Consider the following 19,721-nt stretch of genomic DNA (forward strand, 5'->3'; position numbering starts at 1 on the left):
AGCAGAGTTTTTTAGTCGAATTAACGACGGATTTCTTTGATACGAGCTGCCTTACCTTGAAGAGCACGTAAGTAGTACAATTTCGCACGACGTACTTTACCGTAACGAACAACTTCGATTTTTTCAACACGTGGAGTGTGGATTGGGAAGATACGCTCAACACCTACACCGTTAGAGATTTTACGAACTGTGTAGTTTTCTGAGATGCCAGCACCTTTACGTGCGATAACAACACCTTCAAAAATCTGGATACGTTCACGGTTACCTTCGACAACTTTCGCGTGTACACGAACAGTGTCACCAGGACGGAATGATGGGATATCTGTACGAAGTTGACCTTCAGTCAAGCTTTGGATTAATGGATTCATTTTATTCTCCTATCTTTGTCAATCTTGAGGAATCTTCCTCAGCGGATAAACTGTATTCTTGTGCGTCCATTACACACAAGATACAGTTTACCAAATTTCCACAAAAAAGTAAAGAAATTTACAACAGAATTCCTAAAAAAATCGCAATCAAACCACCTAGGTAGGTCAAAGTCAAATAAGAATAAAATACCTTCTTATCACTTAACAGTCTTTGGAGTTCGTCATTCAAGGTCGAAAAGGTTGTTAAACCTCCACAAAAACCCGTCGCTAAAATAGCATAAACTTCCTTAGACTCTACATGATTGTAGAATAATCCAATCAAAAAGCAACCTAGAAGATTGGCTATGAGCGTTCCCAGGGGTAATTTAGAAGCTTGATTATAGCGGGAAAAGAAATACCGTACGAGTGCTCCGAAGCCACAAGCGATTGCAAGATAGACGATTACCATTTCTTCCTCCCCAAATAGTAAGCTAAAAGCAGACCTCCACCGATACTCAAAAGCAAATACAGTATCAAACTAAGATAACGCCCTGTATCCAGTAATTTCACAGCATCAAGCATGAGACTAGAAAAGGTTGTTAAACCTCCACAAAAGCCCGTCCCCAGTGCTAAAACCAATCCTTTACTACTTCCCTTATAAACTAGATAGCCCTTAACAAGATAAACCAAGCAGAAAATGCCTAGATAGTTGACAAGAAGGGTTCCCCAAGGAAAATCTGGACTGGCTGGTAAGCAAGTAGAAACCAAGTAGCGAACCAATCCCCCCAACATAGCAGCTAGAAAAATCCCTAGCGGATAAAATTGTTCTTTTTTCATTTGATGTTTTGATCCTGATAATCACGCGAACGTTTGAGTATGTCCGAAAAAGTCGCGACAATAGTCTCCTGATAGCGCTTGTTCTCTACATGACTCCTAACCTTTTCAAAAATAACTGCTTCTCTCTTGGTATCTAAAATCGGTTTACCTGAAGCCTTCTTATAAGCGACAACGCCCTCAACCAAATGCATTCGTTCTTCTAATAGTTTGACAATTTGATCGTCGATTTGATCAATTTCTTGGCGAATAATATCTAAATCCATACAGTCTCCTCCTTTATTTGAATTATTGTATCAAAAAGCCATCAAATAGGCTAGTAAAATCCAAAAAAGTAATAAAAAACTGCATAGACTTATTCCAGTCAGCGCAGTTCGCTTCTTATCCTACTTTTGCAGCCAATTCTTCTGCGAATTGTTCCAAGCGTTCGATGTCTTCTTCTTCAGCAGAAAGGTCTACTTTAACACACTCTGAACCTTTTTCTGCTCCTGTCGCTACAAAAACGCGATCAAAATCATCGACAGCCTTACAGAATTCGTCATAGAAGGTATCACCTGAGCCGACCACTCCGTAGATTTTGCCATTCAAGTTGAGGTCTGCTAGATCTTCGTAAAAGTCCATCATCTCATCAGGCAATTCTCCATCACCATAAGTATAGGTCGCAACGATAGCGATGTCTGCTTCCAAGAAGTCTGAAGCGTCAACAGTTGTACATTCATCAACATCGACATCCAAGCCCAAGTCACGTAATTTGTCTGCTACAATATCTGCAATTTCTTCGGTATTACCGGTCATACTGGCAAATACAATTTTTGCTAATGCCATATCGTCCTCCTCAATTCATCTTTCTCCATTATATCACATCTTTTTCATTTTAAAAATAAAAATTCTTGTGCTACAATGAAATGAGAAAGAATTGAGGTTATTTATGGACATTTGCCATCAAATTTTAGAAAAAATCAAAGAATACGACACGATTATCATTCACCGTCATATGAAACCAGATCCCGATGCCATAGGGAGTCAGGTAGGCTTGAAAGCTCTTCTCACACACCATTTTCCAGAAAAGACCATCAAAGCAGTCGGTTTTAACGAACCAACTCTAACCTGGATGGCAGAAATGGATACTGTCCAAGATAGTGACTACCACGAAGCTCTTGCTATTATTTGTGATACAGCAAATCGTCCTCGTATCGATGATAAACGCTATGAACAAGCTGCTTTCACCATCAAAATCGATCACCATCCAAATGATGATATCTATGGTGACCTATCTTGGGTGGATACAAGTTCAAGCAGTGCTAGTGAAATGATTGCTCTATTTGCTCAAGAAAATCAGCTGGCTTTGTCTAGTGAAGTGGCACGACTTCTCTATGCAGGAATTGTCGGGGACACTGGGCGTTTTCTCTACCCTTCAACTAGTGCCCGTACCTTTAGAATAGCTGGCCAGCTCCGAGAAGTTGATTTTGACTTTGCTGGATTGTCTCGTCAAATGGATACCATGAGCTTCAAGATTGCAAAATTGCAAGGGTATGTTTATGATCACTTAGAAGTTGATGATAATGGGGCTGCACGCGTTCTGCTTACTCAAGACATCTTGGAAAAATATAAGGTTACGGATGCTGAAACGGCTGCGATTGTCGGAGCACCTGGTCGAATTAATACCGTTAAGGCTTGGGCCATCTTTGTTGAGCAAGTTGACGGTCACTTTCGTGTGCGTATGCGCAGTAAAATCACCCCTATCAATGAAATTGCCAAAGAACACGACGGAGGAGGACATCCATTAGCTAGTGGCGCCAATTCCTATAGTCTAGAAGAAAACGAAATCATCTATCAAAAGTTAAAAAACTTGCTTAAAAACTGATAAAATACTTGCCAAACTTTTCAGAATCTGATAGACTAGTATGGTGACAATCTATGGCTCGCAAAGAGACCATGGCAGAAAGGAAATATTGCAAAATGAAAAAAGATATCCATCCAGAATATCGCCCAGTTGTCTTCATGGACACAACTACTGGTTACAAATTCCTTAGCGGTTCAACTAAACGCTCTAACGAAACTGTTGAGTTCGAAGGCGAAACTTACCCATTGATCCGTGTGGAAATTTCATCAGACTCACACCCATTCTACACTGGACGTCAAAAGTTCACTCAAGCAGATGGACGCGTGGATCGTTTCAACAAAAAATACGGTCTCAAATAATCATAAAAAGAACAGTTACCACTGTTCTTTTTTTTACTTCTTTTTATGTTTTAATGAACCAACCACTACTATTATCTCAATATCAAGCTTCAAGCTAGTGCCGAAAACTAATTTGAACAAGTTTAAAAAATATCAAAAAGAAGTTTGATATTGAGAATAGTTAAGATAATGGAAACCGCGTAACCTAGGATTGTGTTCCACTTGGCATTGGTGAATTCTCCCATCAGTGACTTTTTAGAGGTTAGATAAATCAAGGGAAAGATTGAAAACGGAAGAGCGATTGACAAAAAGACCTGTGAATAGACCAATAACTGATCCAAGGTTTTTTCTTGATGTCCAAACAAAACGGCAACAATAATCACAGGAAGCAATGCAAAAATACGTGTACCGATACGGATAAGCCACTGAGGTAATCTTAGATGCAAGAACCCTTCCATGACAATCTGTCCTGTCAGGGTACCTGTAATAGTCGAATTTTGACCACTTGCTAAGAGGGCTAGAGCAAACAAAGTTGACAGAGTCGAGCTGGCTATGGCTCCTGCTATTGTCGAATCCTGTAAAGCATTGTACATTTGAGAAAAAGCTGAAATTTCAGATGCATGACCAAAAAAGAGGGAGGCACCTAAAATGAGAAGTAAGGAATTGACGATAAAGGCTAGGGACAACTGAAGATTTGAATCCCAGGTCATAAAGCGCACTGCTTTTCGAACATCCTTCTTATCTTTGTGATTGATTTTCCTTGTTTGGGATAGAGAGGAATGGAGATAGAGATTATGGGGCATGACTGTCGCACCTACAATCCCTAGAGCCAAGGTCAATTGACTTTCATGACCTGGTAACGGTGTTTCAAATAAAGTTGAAGTTGGTAAATAACCACCAATAATCCCCTGGATACTTGGATTGGATAAGGCCACAAGATAGGTAAAGATGGCTAATATGGTTAAAATAAGAGTCGTAACAATAGCTTCAATTTTTTTGAAACCAAATTTCATCAATAAAAGTAACAAAAATACATCTAAAACGGTTAGAAGGATAGCAATCATAATCGGTATTTTAAACAAAAGATTTAAGGCAATTGCTGAACCTAAAACTTCAGCCAAATCTGTCGCCATTAAAGCTAATTCTAAAATCACCCACAAACTATAGCGAAGCCACTTGGGAGCATGATGAGCTGTTGCCTGTGCTAGGTCCATCCTAGTCACGATACCGAGCTTCCCAGCCATCTGTTGTAGCTGCATAGCAATGATGGATGAAATTAAAATAACAAATAAAAGACTGTACTTGTAGGAGGCACCACCAACCACACTGGTGATCCAGTTTCCTGGATCCATGTAGCCAACTGCCACAAGTGCACCAGGCCCTAAGAATGCTTTTAGATTTTGCCAAAAATGATTGTTATTTGGAGTCTCAATAGATTGATTGATCTCAGAAAGAGAGACTTTTTTATAAGAAGACATAGGAATATTCACTTTCTAATCTTGTCTTTGCCTATTTTATTAATGGAATTTTTGAAAAAATGATGAAAACAGTTTTCTATTTCCAATTCATCCTTATTATATCACATTTTAGAATAATGCTTAAGGAAAGCATGATAGTTGAAATAAGCAACATTAGTATTGTAAAAGCCAGCGATTTCCGACACTGGCTTTAAAACTGTGAAAATTCTGTCTCAACTAGATCGCTTCTGTGACAAAGCTACGGCTTTCCAGCACTTTAAGCATGGCATTAGCTGTATCTAGGGCTGTGAAGAGGGGCACACCGTGTTCAATGGCTGAACGGCGGATTTTCTCTCCATCTTCGTCAGCAGTTCGTTTGGTTCCGACAGTATTGATGATCGCTTGGATTTTTCCCTTACGGACATAGCTTGGGATATCCTGTTCATCGTCTCCAATCTTACCAACAGGTTGGGCTTCGAGTCCATGGCTGACAAAGAAGGCTGCTGTCCCTTCTGTTGCGAGAATACCATAACCGATATTTTGGAAACGACGAGCCAAGACCAAGGCCTCTTCTTTGGTATCATCAGAGATGGTAAAGACAACATTCCCAAAGGTTGGCAAGTGAAGATAAGAAGCTTCAAAGGCTTTATAAAGAGCTTTTTCAAGAGTGGTATCAGACCCCATGACTTCCCCTGTTGACTTCATTTCAGGTCCGAGCAAGCTGTCTACCTTAGCTAGTTTCGTAAAGGAGAAGACTGGTGCCTTGATATGAACGCGAGTGCTTTCTGGATAAAGTCCATCTTGGTAACCAAGTTCTTCAAGACTTTGACCAAGAATGAGCTTAGTCGCTACCTGAGCCATAGGAATATTGGTTACCTTAGAAAGGAATGGAACCGTACGGCTAGCACGTGGATTGACCTCAATAACATAGACTTTTTCATCCTTGATGACAAACTGGATGTTCATCATCCCAAGACAGTTAAGACCGATTGCTAGGCGTTTGGTATAGTCTGCGATGGTTTCCTGCACCTTTTGAGACAAGGTTTGTGGTGGGTAAACGGTCATTGAGTCACCTGAGTGGACACCGGCACGTTCGATGTGATCCATGATACCAGGGATAAGAACATTTTCTCCGTCTGAGATAGCATCAACTTCACACTCTTGCCCAACGATATAAGAGTCGACAAGAACTGGGTGATCTGGACTAGCCTTAACAGCAGTTCGCATGTAAGAACGAAGGTCTTCTTCGTTTTCAACGATTTCCATAGCACGTCCACCAAGTACATAAGATGGGCGGACAAGAACTGGGAAGCCAATCTTGCGAGCAGCAAGGACTGCTTCTTCTTCATTGGTAGCCGTTTGCCCTGGTGGCTGTGGAATGTCCAGGTCTTTTAGAGCTTGCTCAAAGAGGTCACGGTCTTCGGCACGGTCTAGGTCAGCGACCTGTGTACCAAGGATGGTCACACACGCTTTTGCCAATGGCTCCGCAAGGTTGATAGCTGTTTGACCACCAAACTGAACGATAACACCTTTTGGTTGCTCTAGGTCGATAACATTCATAACATCTTCGAATGTCAATGGCTCAAAGTAAAGCTTATCTGATACAGAGAAGTCTGTTGAAACGGTCTCTGGGTTTGAGTTCATGATGATAGCTTCGTAACCAGCTGCCTGGATAGCCTTAACAGAGTGAACGGTTGCATAGTCAAACTCAACCCCTTGCCCGATACGGATTGGACCTGAACCTAGGACTAGGACAGATTCCTTATCAGACTTGATAGACTCGTTTTCCCAACCATAGGTTGAATAGAAGTATGGTGTTTCAGAGTTGAACTCTGCCGCACAGGTATCGACCATCTTGTAAACTGGGACAATCTTATTTTCCAAGCGAAGTTGGCGAACTTGGTCAGCTGTCGTTTTCCAGAGTTCAGCAATCTTACGGTCTGAGAAACCATTGAGTTTGGCTGTTTTCAAGATTTCTAAATCTTGTGGATGGGCACCCAATTCCTGCTCAATTTCAAAGATGTGCAAGAGTTTATCAAGATAGAAGATATCAATCTTGGTCAATTCAGCAATTTCTTCTGGTGTGTAACCACGGCGAATAGCCTCTGATACGTAGAAGAGACGGTCATCTTGGGCTTTAACAACTTTTTCAATCAAGGCATCATCAGAAACTGCTGCAAGTTCAGGCATTTCATTGTGGTGAACCCCAATTTCAAGAGAGCGACATGCTTTAAGAAGAGACTCCTCGATGTTCCGACCGATGGCCATAACTTCTCCAGTCGCCTTCATCTGAGTACCAAGACGACGCTCACCCTTTTCAAACTTGTCAAATGGGAAACGTGGAATCTTGGCAACGATATAGTCGAGGGCTGGTTCAAACATGGCGTAGGTTGAACCTGTAACTGGGTTGATGACCTCATCCAAGGTCAAACCGACGGCAATCTTAGCTGCCAATTTAGCAATCGGATAACCTGTCGCCTTAGAAGCAAGGGCAGAAGAGCGCGATACACGAGGGTTTACTTCGATAACATAGTACTTAAAGCTATGGGGATCAAGGGCTAGCTGAACATTACATCCACCTTCAATCTTGAGGGCACGAATGATGCTCAAGCTCGCGTCACGAAGCATTTGGTTTTCATAGTCTGACATGGTTTGCGCAGGGGCAAATACGATGGAATCCCCTGTGTGAATCCCAACTGGGTCAAAGTTTTCCATGTTACAAACAACTAGGGCATTGTCAGCCGAGTCACGCATAACTTCGTATTCGATTTCCTTGAAACCTGCAATGGAACGCTCAATCAAACATTGTGTAACAGGTGACAATTTCAATCCATTTTCAGCGATTTCACGCAATTCTTCCTCGTTGGCACACATACCACCACCAGTACCACCAAGTGTAAAGGCTGGACGAACGATGACTGGGTAGCCAATTGTCGCTGCAAAGGCAACTGCTTCTTCGACAGTGTTAACAATTTCAGATTCTGGAATTGGTTGGTTGAGCTCTTCCATCAATTGTTTAAAGAGGTCACGGTCCTCGGCTTGGTCAATGGCAGATAATTTAGTACCCAGAAGTTCAACACCAAGCTCATCGAGGATACCATTTTTAGACAATTCCATGGCCATATTAAGACCAGTTTGCCCACCAAGGGTTGGAAGTAAGGCATCTGGACCTTCCTTACGAAGAATACGTGTCACAAACTCAAGTGTAATCGGTTCGATGTAAACCTTGTCCGCAATCTCCTTGTCCGTCATGATGGTGGCAGGATTTGAGTTCACCAAGACAACCTCATAGCCTTCCTCTTTCAAAGACAAGCAGGCCTGGGTCCCAGCGTAGTCAAACTCAGCAGCCTGACCAATAATAATCGGACCAGAACCAATCACCATAATTTTTTGAATATCAGTACGTTTAGGCATTTATAAGATATTAAGGGCGTCAAGCGGACAAAGCTAAAATAGGAGTTATGACGAAGAACTATCAGTTCTAGGAATAACTATCTTTTTAGCACCGTCCGTAGCCCGTATTCAGTTCAGCAAATACGGACCACCCTTCTCCTTTCTATTCGGCAACTCTCGGGTTGCCATTAAATAAATTCTCCGACGATTTTTTAGCGAAACGATACTTTTCGATAAAAAATCTAGTGCAGGGAGTTTTTAGTTCGCCTGATAGCGACTAAAAGAAACGACCTGTCTTTCTATTCGTCGCCTCACAGAGCGACATTAAATAAGATACAAAGGACGAATAGAAAGCGATTGAATTTTAGAAAACCAAGGAAGGATTGACAATCCAAGTTGGTTTCTCTAAATTCCGAGCTTTCCGTCCGTGTTTAGTTATATAAATTCTCCGACGAGCTTTTACTCGTTCTCAGTTTGATTGTTTAAAGGCTTCCATCATCTCGATAAACTCATCAAAGAGGTAGCTTGCATCGTGTGGACCAGGAGCTGCGTCTGGGTGGAATTGTACAGAAAAACCTGGTTGGTATCTGTGACGTACACCTTCCACTGACTTGTCATTGATTTCTTCGTGGGTAACAATCAAATGCTCTGGCAAGTCCTCACGGCTAACTGCATAACCATGGTTTTGGCTGGTAAAGTCTACGCGTCCTGTAGCAATCTCACGTACCGCGTGGTTAAATCCACGGTGACCAAATTTCATCTTGTAGGTCTTAGCCCCATTTGCCATGGCGAAGAGTTGGTGCCCCATACAGATACCAAAGATTGGAATTTTTCCTTGCACACCACGAATCATATCGAGTGCAGCCGGAACGTCTTCTGGGTTACCTGGACCATTTGACAACATAACTCCGTCAGGATTGAGGTGAAGAATTTCTTCTGCCGTTGTCGAATAAGGAACAACGGTCACGTTACAGTTACGCTTAGAAAGTTCACGTAGAATTGAGTGCTTGAGACCAAAGTCCACTAGCACCACGCTCAAACCAACTCCTGGAGCTGGATAGGAAGTTTTAGTAGAAACCTGTTTGATATTGTCTGTCGGCAAGACTGTTGCTTGGAGCTGGGCTGTGATATGGTCCATGGTATCGCCAACATGTGTAAGGGTTGCACGCATAGTACCATGCTTGCGGATAATTTTTGTCAGAGCACGGGTGTCAATTCCTGAAATACCAGGGATTTTCTTGGCTTTCAAAAATTCATCCAAGGTCATTTGGTTGCGCCAGTTACTTGCTCTACGTGCTTCTTCAAAAACGACAACTCCCTTACAAGTCGGAATGATGGATTCGTAATCATCACGATTAATTCCATAATTTCCCACCAAAGGATAAGTAAAGGTCAAGATTTGTCCATTATAAGACTGGTCTGTAATGGATTCTTGATAGCCGGTCATCCCTGTATTAAAGACGATCTCACCTGTTACATCAATATCTGCTCCGAAGGCCTTGCCCTCAAAAACTGTGCCATCTTCTAATACTAGAAGTCTTTTTGTCATATTCTCACCTCTCGTGGACGCTCACTGGCGTCTTTTAACGTCTTGTGTTTTAGTTGGCGTTTCTACTCGCCAGTACGGATTCTAAGATTGCCATTCGAACAAACACACCATTAGTCATTTGTTGGACAATCCGTGATTTTGGTGCTTCAACCAAGTGATCTGCAATTTCTACATCGCGATTGACTGGAGCTGGGTGCATGAGGATTGCTGTTTCTTTCAAACGGTCATAACGTTCTTGAGTCAAGCCATGTTGGGCATGGTAGTCTTCTTTTGAAAAGACCGCTCCACTTTCGTGGCGTTCATGTTGCACACGGAGAAACATCATGACATCCACCTGATCAATGATTTCATCAATGGTTACAAACTGTCCATAGTCTGCAAACTCTTGACTTCTCCATTCCTCAGGTCCTGCAAAGAAAAGTTCAGCTCCCAAGCGTTTCAAAATCTGCATATCGGATTTGGCAACACGTGAGTGATCCAAGTCACCTGCAATAGCAACCTTGAGACACTCAAAGTGACCAAATTCCTCATAAATGGTCATCAAATCAAGCAAGCTCTGACTAGGATGTTGACCTGAACCATCTCCACCATTGATAATGGAAGTCGTAATGGTTGGACTCGCAATCAGTTCTTTATAATAATCGACCTCTGGATGACGAATCACACAGACATCCACTCCTAAAGCAGACAGAGTCAGGATGGTATCATAAAGTGTCTCCCCTTTATTAACTGAACTAGTCTTCACATCAAAGTCAAGTCGCTCCAGCCCTAGCTTAATCTCTGCCACTTCAAAGGACTTATGCGTCCGTGTAGAATCCTCAAAGAAAAGATTGGAAACAATCGGATGGTCTTCATAAGGAAGCTGGGCTCCATTTTTAAACTCAATTCCTCGCTTAATCAATTTCATCACTTGATTAACAGTGAGGTCTTCCATAGAAACCACATGGTTCAATGCTTGTTGATTTTCTGACATGGCTACTCCTTCAGCTTTCTAAGCTTCTTCAGTAATCAGAACTCTGTCTTGGCCATCAAGTTCTGTCATCTCTACGATGATTTCTTCAGAACGACTGGTTGGGATATTTTTCCCAACGTAATCTGGACGGATAGGCAATTCTCTATGTCCACGATCGACTAGAACTGCTAAACTCACGCGCGCAGGACGACCATGACCTACAATATTATCAATAGCAGCACGGATGGTACGGCCTGTATAGAGTACATCATCCACCAAGATAACTTCACGGTCTGTCACATCAACAGAAATCAAAGAAGTATCTTCTCCGCTTTTAACATCGTCACGGAAAGGTTTGGTGTCCAATTCCACAACAGGAACTGAAAGGTTTTCAAGCTGCTCCAAACGTTCTTGGATACGGTGGGCGATAAAGACACCACGAGTTTTAATACCAGCCAAGACGATTTTATTCAAATCTTTATTGCGCTCGATAATCTCATAAGTAATTCGCGTAATCGCTCGTTTGACAGTCAATTCGTCTACAACTTCTTTTGTCTTCATGACAAACCTCCAAAAAGAAAAGTCTCCTTCTACAAGGAGACTTGAAATGTATAGCCAAGCGAGCCCTACTGTATACAGTATAGACTTCACCCTTCTACTTTATCGCGCTCCTTGCCTGCCTCACAGGACAGGTTTAAAGGACTATTTAGTTATCAATCATAATAGCACAAAGCATGCTTAAAATCAAGCAAAAACTTTTGAAACCCCATCTTATAAATTGCTAAAATCATATAACTGTGGGTACTGGTCACACTCTGGATTTTTGGGATGACAGATAGCTCGTCCAAAGTAAATCATGGCCTGATGAGCTGCTAGCCACTGCTCCGGTGGCAAGATATCCATGACCCGCTTTTCCACCTCAAGCGGCGTAGCTGATTTTTTAACGATATCGTGATGCTTACAGATACGCTCCACATGGGTGTCCACTGCAAAGGCCGGAATCCCAAAGCCCACACTCATGACAACATTGGCTGTCTTGCGACCAACACCTGCTAGACTTTCTAATTCCTCACGTGTCTGAGGGACTTGACCATCAAAATCGTCTAGTAACTGTTGGGCACATTTTTTAAGGAATTTAGCCTTATTTCGATACAATCCCAGACGAGAAATATGTGAAGCAATTTCATTCTCTGTCGCGACAGACATGGCTTGGGGCGTTGGAAAGGCGGCAAAGAGACTTGGTGTTGCCTTATTTACCGCTGCATCCGTCGTCTGGGCTGACAACATGACCGCAACCAGGAGTTCAAAATGATTGGTAAAGTCAAGACTAGGCTTGGCATCTGGAAAGAGGGCAATAATTTCCTCTATGACATGACGAGCACGTTTCTTGGATAAAACCATCTACTCGTCTCCATTAAATAGTCCTTGTAAACCTGCAAAAGGACTATTTTCTTCTTTCTTGACTGCTTGTTGGGCTTGGTACTCTTCCTCCGTCATGATTTGCCAGTCATTCCCTGACACAAAACCTTGGCCCGCCTCTTCTTCTGCCGTCAAGACCTTGATTGGAATATTGAGCAAGATATTATCTGCCACACTTTCAGCAAGGTCCAGTTCTCCATTTTCGATAGGCAAGACCAAATCATCATCTAGTACTTCTTGATCTAGCTGGTTGCTTGCTCCTTCCATGAAAACTTCCGTGACTGGATAAGACTCAGCCAACTCAACTGGCTCCATACTGCGGCTGGAAGCAAGGACAATGGTATAAGATAGCTGATAGTCTAAGAAATACAGACGGTCTTCGTGCTGTACTTTCCCCACTGCAAGGATATCTTTGACATCTAAGATTTCTTGATTGCGTGCACGCAGGTCTGCGACTAGGTCTAAAGCTTGTTTAAAGTGCAGGCCTTCAGACTGCTTACGAATTTCTTGAATATTTAACTTCATACTTCCTCCATAAAGATTTACTCTCTTGATTATACCATGAAAAGGCTACAAGTAAGCCTTCCAAACTTTGATATTAAAATTATAGTTTTTAACATGTTTACTTCCATTAAATTTGAGTCTGCCTATCCCTTGACTGTTCTTCCCTTTCACAAACGAGTCGCTTATTCAAGTATAAGTTTAGGTGCTCAGAGTCACAGTTCTTGTGCTTGTTGATAGGAATAAGGACACCTATAAACATGCGAGCTAGTGGCTCTACCACTTGCTTATTCACCTCCCCATGATTTGTAGTAGTGATAGGCTTTCTCATTTCTATTATAGACTAAAACAAAGAGCACAAGACCTTTTCATTCTGTCTTGTGCCTTGAGTGAAACCAAAGGAATGAATTCTAATTATGACTCTAGTAAAGCATTCTCCGAGAGCCATTTTAAAGGTCGAGTTGGAATTAAAAAAGAGAAAACTATCTAAAATTCATATCTATTTAACATTTCTAGGATAGACTGGTAAAAAATAAAAATATATTGGAGGATCTTACTCATGAGAGGAAGACATGAACGACGGAACCGATATTCTATTCGGAAATTTAGTGTAGGGGTAGCCAGTGTATTGGTTGCGACCTTCTTCTGCGCCGGGGGGGGGGGACAAGTAGTCCAGGCTGCTGATGGACCGAGGCCACAAGGAGTATCTTCGGACTTAGATATCTATAGGAAAGATTTACATGATCAGTTACAAAACTTGTATCTGCCTGAACAACAAAGAACAAAATTTGAAAAAGAAATTAAAGACGGAGATCGGGCAATGTTAGATCAATTAAGTAATATTTTTGCTCAGCTTCGAGACCAACAAGCTGAGGAGGCTATACACAAAGCAAATCTAACTTTGCGTAAATATATGGCTGATCGTTTAGATGAAGTTGACGTGTCGCATCCTAATTTTAAAATGCTTGTCCAAAAACTTGCGGGAATTGTAGACAACTACCGCAATCTATTTGATATCGCTCCAAATAGAAAAGAAGTTGAAAATCTGGAGAAGAAAGCCCGAGAGGAAATAGATACCCATGTTGCCGAATATAAAAAAGGATTAACTGCTGGTAAAGGCGACGCTGGTAAAGGCGATGCTGGACAAGGCGACGCTGGACAAGGCGACGCTGGACAAGGCGATGCTGGACAAGGCGATGCTGGACAAGGCGATGCTGGACAAGGCGATGCTGGACAAGGCGACGCTGGTAAAGGCGATGCTGGTAAAGGCGATGCTGGTAAAGGCGATGCTGGACAAGGCGACGCTGGACAAGGCGATGCTGGTAAAGGCGATGCTGGACAAGGCGACGCTGGTAAAGGCGATGCTGGACAAGGCGATGCTGGACAAGGCGATGCTGGACAAGGCGATGCTGGTAAAGGCGACGCTGGACAAGGCGATGCTGGACAAGGCGATGCTGGTAAAGGCGATGCTGGACAAGGCGATGCTGGACAAGGCGATGCTGGTAAAGGCCAAGCCGGCGATGCAGGTAAAGGCCAAGCCGGCGATGCAGGTAAAGGCCAAGCCGGCGATGCTGGACAAGACCAAGCCGGTGATGCAGGTAAAGGCGATGCTGGACAAGGCGATGCTGGACAAGGCGATGCTGGACAAGGCGATGCTGGACAAGGCGATGCTGGACAAGGCGATGCTGGACAAGGCGATGCTGGACAAGGCGATGCTGGACAAGGCGATGCTAAGCCAGACGCTGATGCTGGACAAGGCAATGCTAAGCCAGACGCTGATGCTGGACAAGGCAATGCTAAGCCAGACGCTGATGCTGGACAAGGCAATGCTGGTAAGCCAAGCTCTAAAAACCAAACCTTTACAGGTACAGTTGGAGGTGTAAGTGTAACCGTCTTGTTTGACAAGCCGGTTAATGCAGAAAAAGTGACCGTCAAGGAGATCACTCAACCAGATCTTGTTGATAGGATCAGTCGCCAAGTAGGTGGAGGTTCTATTCGCCTATTTGACCTATCCTTAACAAGAAATGGCAAGGAAACACACGTAAATGAAGAGCGGACTGTTCGTCTTGCGCTTGATGGTCTTGGAGGAGATGTTCAAGTTTACCATGTGAAATCAAATGGGCAACTCGAACTTCTTAATTCTAAAGTAGAAGATGGGCATGTCATCTTTAGAATCAATCATTTCAGCTTGTTTGCTATTAAGACTACGTCTAGCAAGTCTGGTCAGGAGACACCTTCTAACCAAGCAACTCCTAAAGAAACGACCAAGGATACTACAAGCAAGAAAACATTGCCAAATACAGGAACTGCTGATTCAACAGCCTTGCTTGCTGCTGCAGCAAGCACTGCTATCTTAGGACTTGGTCTAGCAGGACGTCGTCGCAAAGAAGATTAAGGGAAAAGACCCTCTATCCCCTCTAGCCTTGCCTAACAGAGCTAGGAACCTGGGATAAAAGTCTAACCTTAAATATAAAAAATGAACAAGACCAGTTTTCTGATACTCAGAATACGGTCTTGTTCATTTTTTGTCTCATCTATCCATTTTAAGAATGAATACTCTTCGAAAATTTCTTCAAACCACGTTAGCTTCGCCTTGCCGTTGGTATGGGTTACTGACTTCGCCAGCTCTATCTGCAACCTCAAAGCTGTGCTTTAAGCAGTCTTCGGGTCGCTTCCTAGTTTGCTCTTTGATTTTCATTGAGTATAAAAACTAGAATTTCCTGTTTTCTATTGACAAAATTTCCTGAAAGGTATAGGATAGAGGTACTAATACTCGGAGGTAAGGGAGACATGAACAACTAAGTCTATCAAATAAAGAATCTTTATTTAGTAGATCTTGTTTTTGTCTCTTTTTGTGTTCTCTTTTAATACTAGATTTTCTAGTATCTTGTCCTCATTGAAAATCAAAAAACTAGAAAGCTATGCTCCTCTTGACTTGGATAGGGTTAGACTGACCTAGTTTGATGGGATTTTTGATAGGGATAATGGCGTTTTTGACAGTGACTTTGGGCTCTACTAGGTAAAGTAGAGCTTTTTGTTATGCACTATGGACATTCTAGAAAGGGCGACAATATGATAAAAATCAATCATCTAACCATCATTCAAAACAAAGATCTACGAGATCTTGTATCTGACCTAACCATGACTATCCAAGACGGGGAAAAGGTTGCTATTATTGGTGAAGAAGGAAATGGTAAATCGACTTTACTAGGAGCTTTAATGGGGGAAGCATTACCTAATTTTACTATCAAGGGCGACATTCAGTCTGACCTTCAATCACTGGCCTACATTCCTCAAAAACTCCCCGAGATTCTGAAAAATAGGACTCTACACGACTACTTCTTTTTAGATCCCACTGATTTAGACTACAGTATTCTTTATCGTTTGGCGGAGGAGTTGCACTTTGATAGCGACCGTTTTGCTAGCGACCAAGAAATTGGCAGTCTATCAGGTGGCGAATCTTTGAAAATTCAGCTCATACATGAGTTAGCCAAACCCTTTGAAATTCTTTTTTTAGATGAACCTTCAAATGACCTAGACCTTGAGACGGTTGATTGGCTAAAAGGTCAGATTCAAAAGATTAGGCAAACTGTTATTTTCATTTCCCATGATGAAGACTTTCTTTCTCAAACGGCAGATACTATTGTCCACTTGCGACTGGTCAAGCATCGGAAAGAAGCGGAAACGCTTGTAGAGCATTTAGACTATGATCGCTACAGTGAGCAGAGAAAGGCTAATTTTGCCAGACAAAGTCAGCAAGCTGCTAACGACCAGAGAGCCTATGATAAAAGCATGGAAAAGCATCGCCGAGTCAAGCAAAATGTAGAAACTGTACTTCGAGCTACCAAAGACAGTACTGCTGGACGCCTATTGGCTAAAAAGATGAAAACTGTTCTCTCTCAAGAAAAACGCTTTGAAAAGGAAGCTCAGTCCATGACCCAAAAGCCACTTGAAGAGGAACAAATCCAACTTTTCTTTTCAGATATCCAACCATTACCGGCTTCTAAAGTCTTAATCCAACTGGAAAAAGAAAATTTGTCCATTGGCCAGCGCGTTTTAGCTCAGGGGTTACAACTAACGGTCCATGGGCAAGAAAAAATCGGTATCATCGGGCCAAATGGTGTTGGAAAATCGACTCTGCTAGACAAGTTGCACCCACTCCTAAGCACCAAAAGAGAAATATCGCTTGGTTTTATGCCACAAGATTACCATAAAAAACTGCAATTGGATCTATCTCCAGTAGCCTATCTCAGCAAAACTGGGGAAAAAGAGGAACTACAGAAAATCCAATCTCACCTAGCCAGTCTCAATTTCAGCTATCCAGAGATGCACCACCAAATTCGCTCCTTATCTGGCGGGCAACAAGGTAAACTCCTGCTTTTAGATTTAGTGTTACGCAAACCAAACTTTCTCCTTCTGGATGAGCCTACACGTAATTTTTCTCCCACTTCTCAACCCGAAATCAGAAAACTCTTTGCCTCTTATCCCGGCGGTCTGATCACTGTTTCACATGATCGACGTTTCTTAAAAGAGGTCTGTACGAGTATCTATCGTTTGACAGAAAATGGTTTGGAAGTTGTTGATTTACAAGATTTATAAATTTGCAACATAGCAGATAGGTGGGGCAAAAACACAATTTTATGAGAAAAGGAAGTAAATCTTCCCATAATAAAACGCATCATATCAAGTTTTTTGCACACCTGATATGATGCGTTTTTCAGATTTTAAAGACTTTTTCCAGCCTTCATTTTACATATGTTTTAAACGTTCGATTCGTTCTGAAATAGGTGGGTGGGTATAAAAGAGTTTTTGGAACCCCCCACCTTTCTTGGGATCAGTGATATAAAGTGCACTGCTGGCATCATCGACGTGGCGACTCATGGGTTTGCTAGTTTCTAACTTGCGCAAGGCATTGATCATTCCTTGCGGATTGCGGGTCAGCTCGACACTGGAAGCATCAGCTAGGAATTCCCTTTGACGAGAAATGGCGAGCTGCACCAAGGTTGCTGCGAGAGGTGCTAAAACAATGGCTAGCAGAGAAACCACTAGCATAATGATTTCAAGGACATTCCCATCTCGATCATTATCGCTCCGTCTGCGACCAGCGCCTCCCCACCACATCATACGACCTGCCATACTAGACAGAAGGGTAATGGCACTGGCAAGGGCAACAGCAATAGTCGAAATGCGGATATCGTAGTTCCGGATATGGCTGACCTCATGCCCCATAACAGCTTCCAGTTCTTCGCGATTCATGATAGCTAGAAGACCCGAGGTGGCTGCTACTGCTGCATTTTGAGGATTGGAACCTGTCGCAAAGGCATTTAAAGATGAATCCTCAATGATGAAAACACGTGGCATGGGAATCTGAGCGACCATGGCCATATCTTCCACTACATGGTAGAGGTCTGGTGCTGTTTGCTCATCAACCTCACGCGCCCCATTCATAGACATGACAATATCTGTTGATTGAAAAATCATGGTTAAAGCATAGATAAGACCAATAATCAAGGCAATAATCATACCGCCAAGACCTGAACGCATGAAGAGATAGCCAACCGCATAACCAACCAAGGTCAAGAGTAGGAAGAAAACCAGCAATAAAATCCAGGTTTTTCGTTTATTGCTCGCAATTTGATTAAACAACATCTTAGTCACCTAAACCGCTAAAGTCAACTTTAGGAACTGCCTTTTCCTCTTCAGGTGTTTGGAGGAAGTCTGCAGCTTTAAAGCCAAATAGTCCTGCGATGATATTGCTTGGGAAAGTTTCTAATTTTACATTGTAGTTGCTGACAACACTGTTGTAGAGTTGGCGTGAGTAAGAAATTTTATTTTCAGTATTGGTCAACTCTTCTTGCAATTTGATAAAGTTAGCACTAGCTTTCAAGTCTGGGTAATTCTCTGCTACTGCAAAGATACCAGAAATCTGACGGGTAAGAGCGTCACTGACCTTCATAGCTTCTGCCGGTGAAGTTGCCGCGGCTACTTGTCTACGAAGTTCTGTCACTTTTTCCAAGGTAGAACCTTCATATTTCGCATAGCCTTTGACTGTTTCAATCAAGTTTGGGAGGAGATCATTACGACGCTTCAACTGAACATCAATCTGGCTCCAAGCCTCCTTTGTTTGCATACGATTTTTAACCAAACCGTTATAGCTAACAATCACAAAAATAACAATCAGAGCTAAAACTCCAAGAATAATCCAAGTCATGATATAAATCCTTTCTGCTTTTAGATTAATACCAGTATATCAAAATTTTAATAAATATGGTAAAATAAGATGATACTAAAGAAGGAAAAACTATGAAACCAGAAACATTTTACAGCCTACTAGCTGAGCAAAATCTTCCACTTTCGGACCAGCAAAAGAACCAATTTGAACGGTATTTTGAACTCTTGGTCGAGTGGAATGAAAAGATTAACCTGACCGCTATTACAGACAAGGAAGAAGTTTATCTCAAACATTTTTACGATTCGATTGCTCCCATCCTGCAAGGCTTGATTCCCAATGAAACTATCAAATTGCTTGATATTGGAGCCGGGGCAGGATTTCCTAGTCTACCAATGAAAATCCTCTATCCGGAGTTAGATGTGACCATTATTGATTCACTCAATAAGCGCATCAACTTCCTTCAGCTTTTAGCTCAGGAGCTGGATTTGGATGGTGTTCACTTCTACCATGGACGAGCAGAAGACTTTGCCCAGGCCAAGAACTTCCGTGCCCAGTTTGATACGGTGACGGCTCGCGCGGTTGCCCGCATGCAGATCTTATCTGAACTGACCATTCCCTATCTTAAAGTTGGCGGAAAACTATTGGCACTCAAGGCCAGCAATGCCCCCGAGGAATTGCTAGAAGCCAAGAATGCTCTCAATCTCCTCTTCAGCAAGGTAGAGGACAACCTCAGCTATGCCCTGCCAAATGGAGAGCCGCGCTACATCACTATCGTAGAAAAGAAAAAGGAAACACCTAACAAGTACCCAAGAAAGGCTGGCATGCCCAACAAACGCCCACTTTAAACAATGGTGCGCCCTTGTTTAAAATTCAGAAAACCATTTACAAAATCAACCTCGCTCTCGCATTTCCGGGC

Annotated in this window: 19 protein-coding genes; 5 read left to right on the forward strand and 14 right to left on the reverse strand. The window is 42.4% G+C overall.

Features of this window, described 5'->3' with window-relative positions; all coding sequences use genetic code 11:
• Window positions 1-20 precede the first annotated feature (20 nt).
• The 5 genes from rplS to OVN21_RS09775 form a co-directional block, all read right to left on the reverse strand.
• Window positions 21-368: a 50S ribosomal protein L19 gene (gene rplS, locus OVN21_RS09755; protein WP_001068669.1), complete on the reverse strand. Its 348-nt coding sequence runs from the start codon at window positions 366-368 to the stop codon at window positions 21-23.
• A gap of 118 nt (window positions 369-486) precedes the next feature.
• A complete protein-coding gene (crcB, locus tag OVN21_RS09760) occupies window positions 487-816 on the reverse strand; it encodes a fluoride efflux transporter CrcB (protein ID WP_143951995.1) in 330 nt (109 codons plus the stop codon).
• A complete protein-coding gene (crcB, locus tag OVN21_RS09765) occupies window positions 810-1,184 on the reverse strand; it encodes a fluoride efflux transporter CrcB (RefSeq protein ID WP_267248260.1) in 375 nt (124 codons plus the stop codon). Before crcB (OVN21_RS09765) ends, crcB (OVN21_RS09760) begins: the two co-directional genes overlap by 7 nt.
• On the reverse strand, window positions 1,181-1,447 hold the full coding sequence (locus OVN21_RS09770; RefSeq protein WP_267248261.1) for a chorismate mutase: 267 nt from the start codon (window positions 1,445-1,447) through the stop codon (window positions 1,181-1,183). The genes crcB (OVN21_RS09765) and OVN21_RS09770 overlap by 4 nt, the downstream gene beginning before the upstream one ends.
• Window positions 1,448-1,562: 115 nt before the next feature.
• Window positions 1,563-2,006 (reverse strand): flavodoxin, encoded by a 444-nt coding sequence (locus tag OVN21_RS09775; protein WP_001162125.1) that lies wholly within the window; start codon window positions 2,004-2,006, stop codon window positions 1,563-1,565.
• Window positions 2,007-2,109: 103 nt separating this feature from the next.
• On the opposite strand from OVN21_RS09775, the gene OVN21_RS09780 reads away from it, so the two are divergent.
• The gene (locus tag OVN21_RS09780; RefSeq protein WP_267248262.1) at window positions 2,110-3,045 is read left to right on the forward strand and encodes a DHH family phosphoesterase; all 936 of its coding nucleotides are present in this window, start codon (window positions 2,110-2,112) and stop codon (window positions 3,043-3,045) included.
• 95 nt (window positions 3,046-3,140) lie between these two features.
• The gene (locus OVN21_RS09785; RefSeq protein WP_000710762.1) at window positions 3,141-3,383 is read left to right on the forward strand and encodes a type B 50S ribosomal protein L31; all 243 of its coding nucleotides are present in this window, start codon (window positions 3,141-3,143) and stop codon (window positions 3,381-3,383) included.
• 122 nt (window positions 3,384-3,505) lie between these two features.
• Here the strand turns inward: OVN21_RS09785 and OVN21_RS09790 are convergent, their stop codons facing one another.
• The 7 genes from OVN21_RS09790 to OVN21_RS09820 form a co-directional block, all read right to left on the reverse strand.
• A complete protein-coding gene (locus tag OVN21_RS09790) occupies window positions 3,506-4,840 on the reverse strand; it encodes an Nramp family divalent metal transporter (RefSeq protein WP_267248263.1) in 1,335 nt (444 codons plus the stop codon).
• A gap of 216 nt (window positions 4,841-5,056) precedes the next feature.
• Window positions 5,057-8,233 (reverse strand): carbamoyl-phosphate synthase large subunit, encoded by a 3,177-nt coding sequence (carB, locus tag OVN21_RS09795; RefSeq protein ID WP_267248264.1) that lies wholly within the window; start codon window positions 8,231-8,233, stop codon window positions 5,057-5,059.
• Window positions 8,234-8,681: 448 nt separating this feature from the next.
• Window positions 8,682-9,761: a carbamoyl phosphate synthase small subunit gene (locus tag OVN21_RS09800; protein WP_267248265.1), complete on the reverse strand. Its 1,080-nt coding sequence runs from the start codon at window positions 9,759-9,761 to the stop codon at window positions 8,682-8,684.
• Window positions 9,762-9,810: 49 nt separating this feature from the next.
• On the reverse strand, window positions 9,811-10,734 hold the full coding sequence (locus tag OVN21_RS09805) for an aspartate carbamoyltransferase catalytic subunit (RefSeq protein WP_267248266.1): 924 nt from the start codon (window positions 10,732-10,734) through the stop codon (window positions 9,811-9,813).
• An 18-nt stretch (window positions 10,735-10,752) separates the two neighbouring features.
• On the reverse strand, window positions 10,753-11,274 hold the full coding sequence (pyrR, locus tag OVN21_RS09810) for a bifunctional pyr operon transcriptional regulator/uracil phosphoribosyltransferase PyrR (RefSeq protein WP_267248267.1): 522 nt from the start codon (window positions 11,272-11,274) through the stop codon (window positions 10,753-10,755).
• 210 nt (window positions 11,275-11,484) lie between these two features.
• Complete coding sequence (gene nth, locus OVN21_RS09815) at window positions 11,485-12,114, reverse strand: endonuclease III (RefSeq protein ID WP_267248268.1); 630 nt, start codon at window positions 12,112-12,114, stop codon at window positions 11,485-11,487.
• Entirely contained in the window at window positions 12,115-12,657 is a 543-nt protein-coding gene (locus tag OVN21_RS09820) for a YceD family protein (protein ID WP_267248269.1), read from the reverse strand. It lies immediately after the preceding gene.
• 535 nt (window positions 12,658-13,192) lie between these two features.
• On the opposite strand from OVN21_RS09820, the gene OVN21_RS09825 reads away from it, so the two are divergent.
• Entirely contained in the window at window positions 13,193-15,028 is a 1,836-nt protein-coding gene (locus tag OVN21_RS09825; protein ID WP_267248016.1) for a YSIRK-type signal peptide-containing protein, read from the forward strand.
• A gap of 644 nt (window positions 15,029-15,672) precedes the next feature.
• Window positions 15,673-17,232: an ATP-binding cassette domain-containing protein gene (locus OVN21_RS09830; RefSeq protein WP_267248270.1), complete on the forward strand. Its 1,560-nt coding sequence runs from the start codon at window positions 15,673-15,675 to the stop codon at window positions 17,230-17,232.
• Window positions 17,233-17,382: 150 nt separating this feature from the next.
• On the opposite strand, the gene htpX is transcribed toward OVN21_RS09830, so the two are convergent.
• The gene (gene htpX, locus OVN21_RS09835) at window positions 17,383-18,282 is read right to left on the reverse strand and encodes a zinc metalloprotease HtpX (RefSeq protein ID WP_267248271.1); all 900 of its coding nucleotides are present in this window, start codon (window positions 18,280-18,282) and stop codon (window positions 17,383-17,385) included.
• A 1-nt stretch (window position 18,283) separates the two neighbouring features.
• Window positions 18,284-18,844: a LemA family protein gene (locus OVN21_RS09840; protein WP_267248272.1), complete on the reverse strand. Its 561-nt coding sequence runs from the start codon at window positions 18,842-18,844 to the stop codon at window positions 18,284-18,286.
• Window positions 18,845-18,936: 92 nt separating this feature from the next.
• Between OVN21_RS09840 and rsmG the strand changes: the two genes are divergently transcribed.
• Entirely contained in the window at window positions 18,937-19,650 is a 714-nt protein-coding gene (gene rsmG / locus OVN21_RS09845; RefSeq protein ID WP_267248273.1) for a 16S rRNA (guanine(527)-N(7))-methyltransferase RsmG, read from the forward strand.
• The last annotated feature ends 71 nt before the right edge of the window (window positions 19,651-19,721 follow it).

Source organism: Streptococcus sp. Marseille-Q5986 (assembly GCF_946902915.1).
Taxonomy (GTDB): Bacteria; Bacillota; Bacilli; order Lactobacillales; family Streptococcaceae; genus Streptococcus.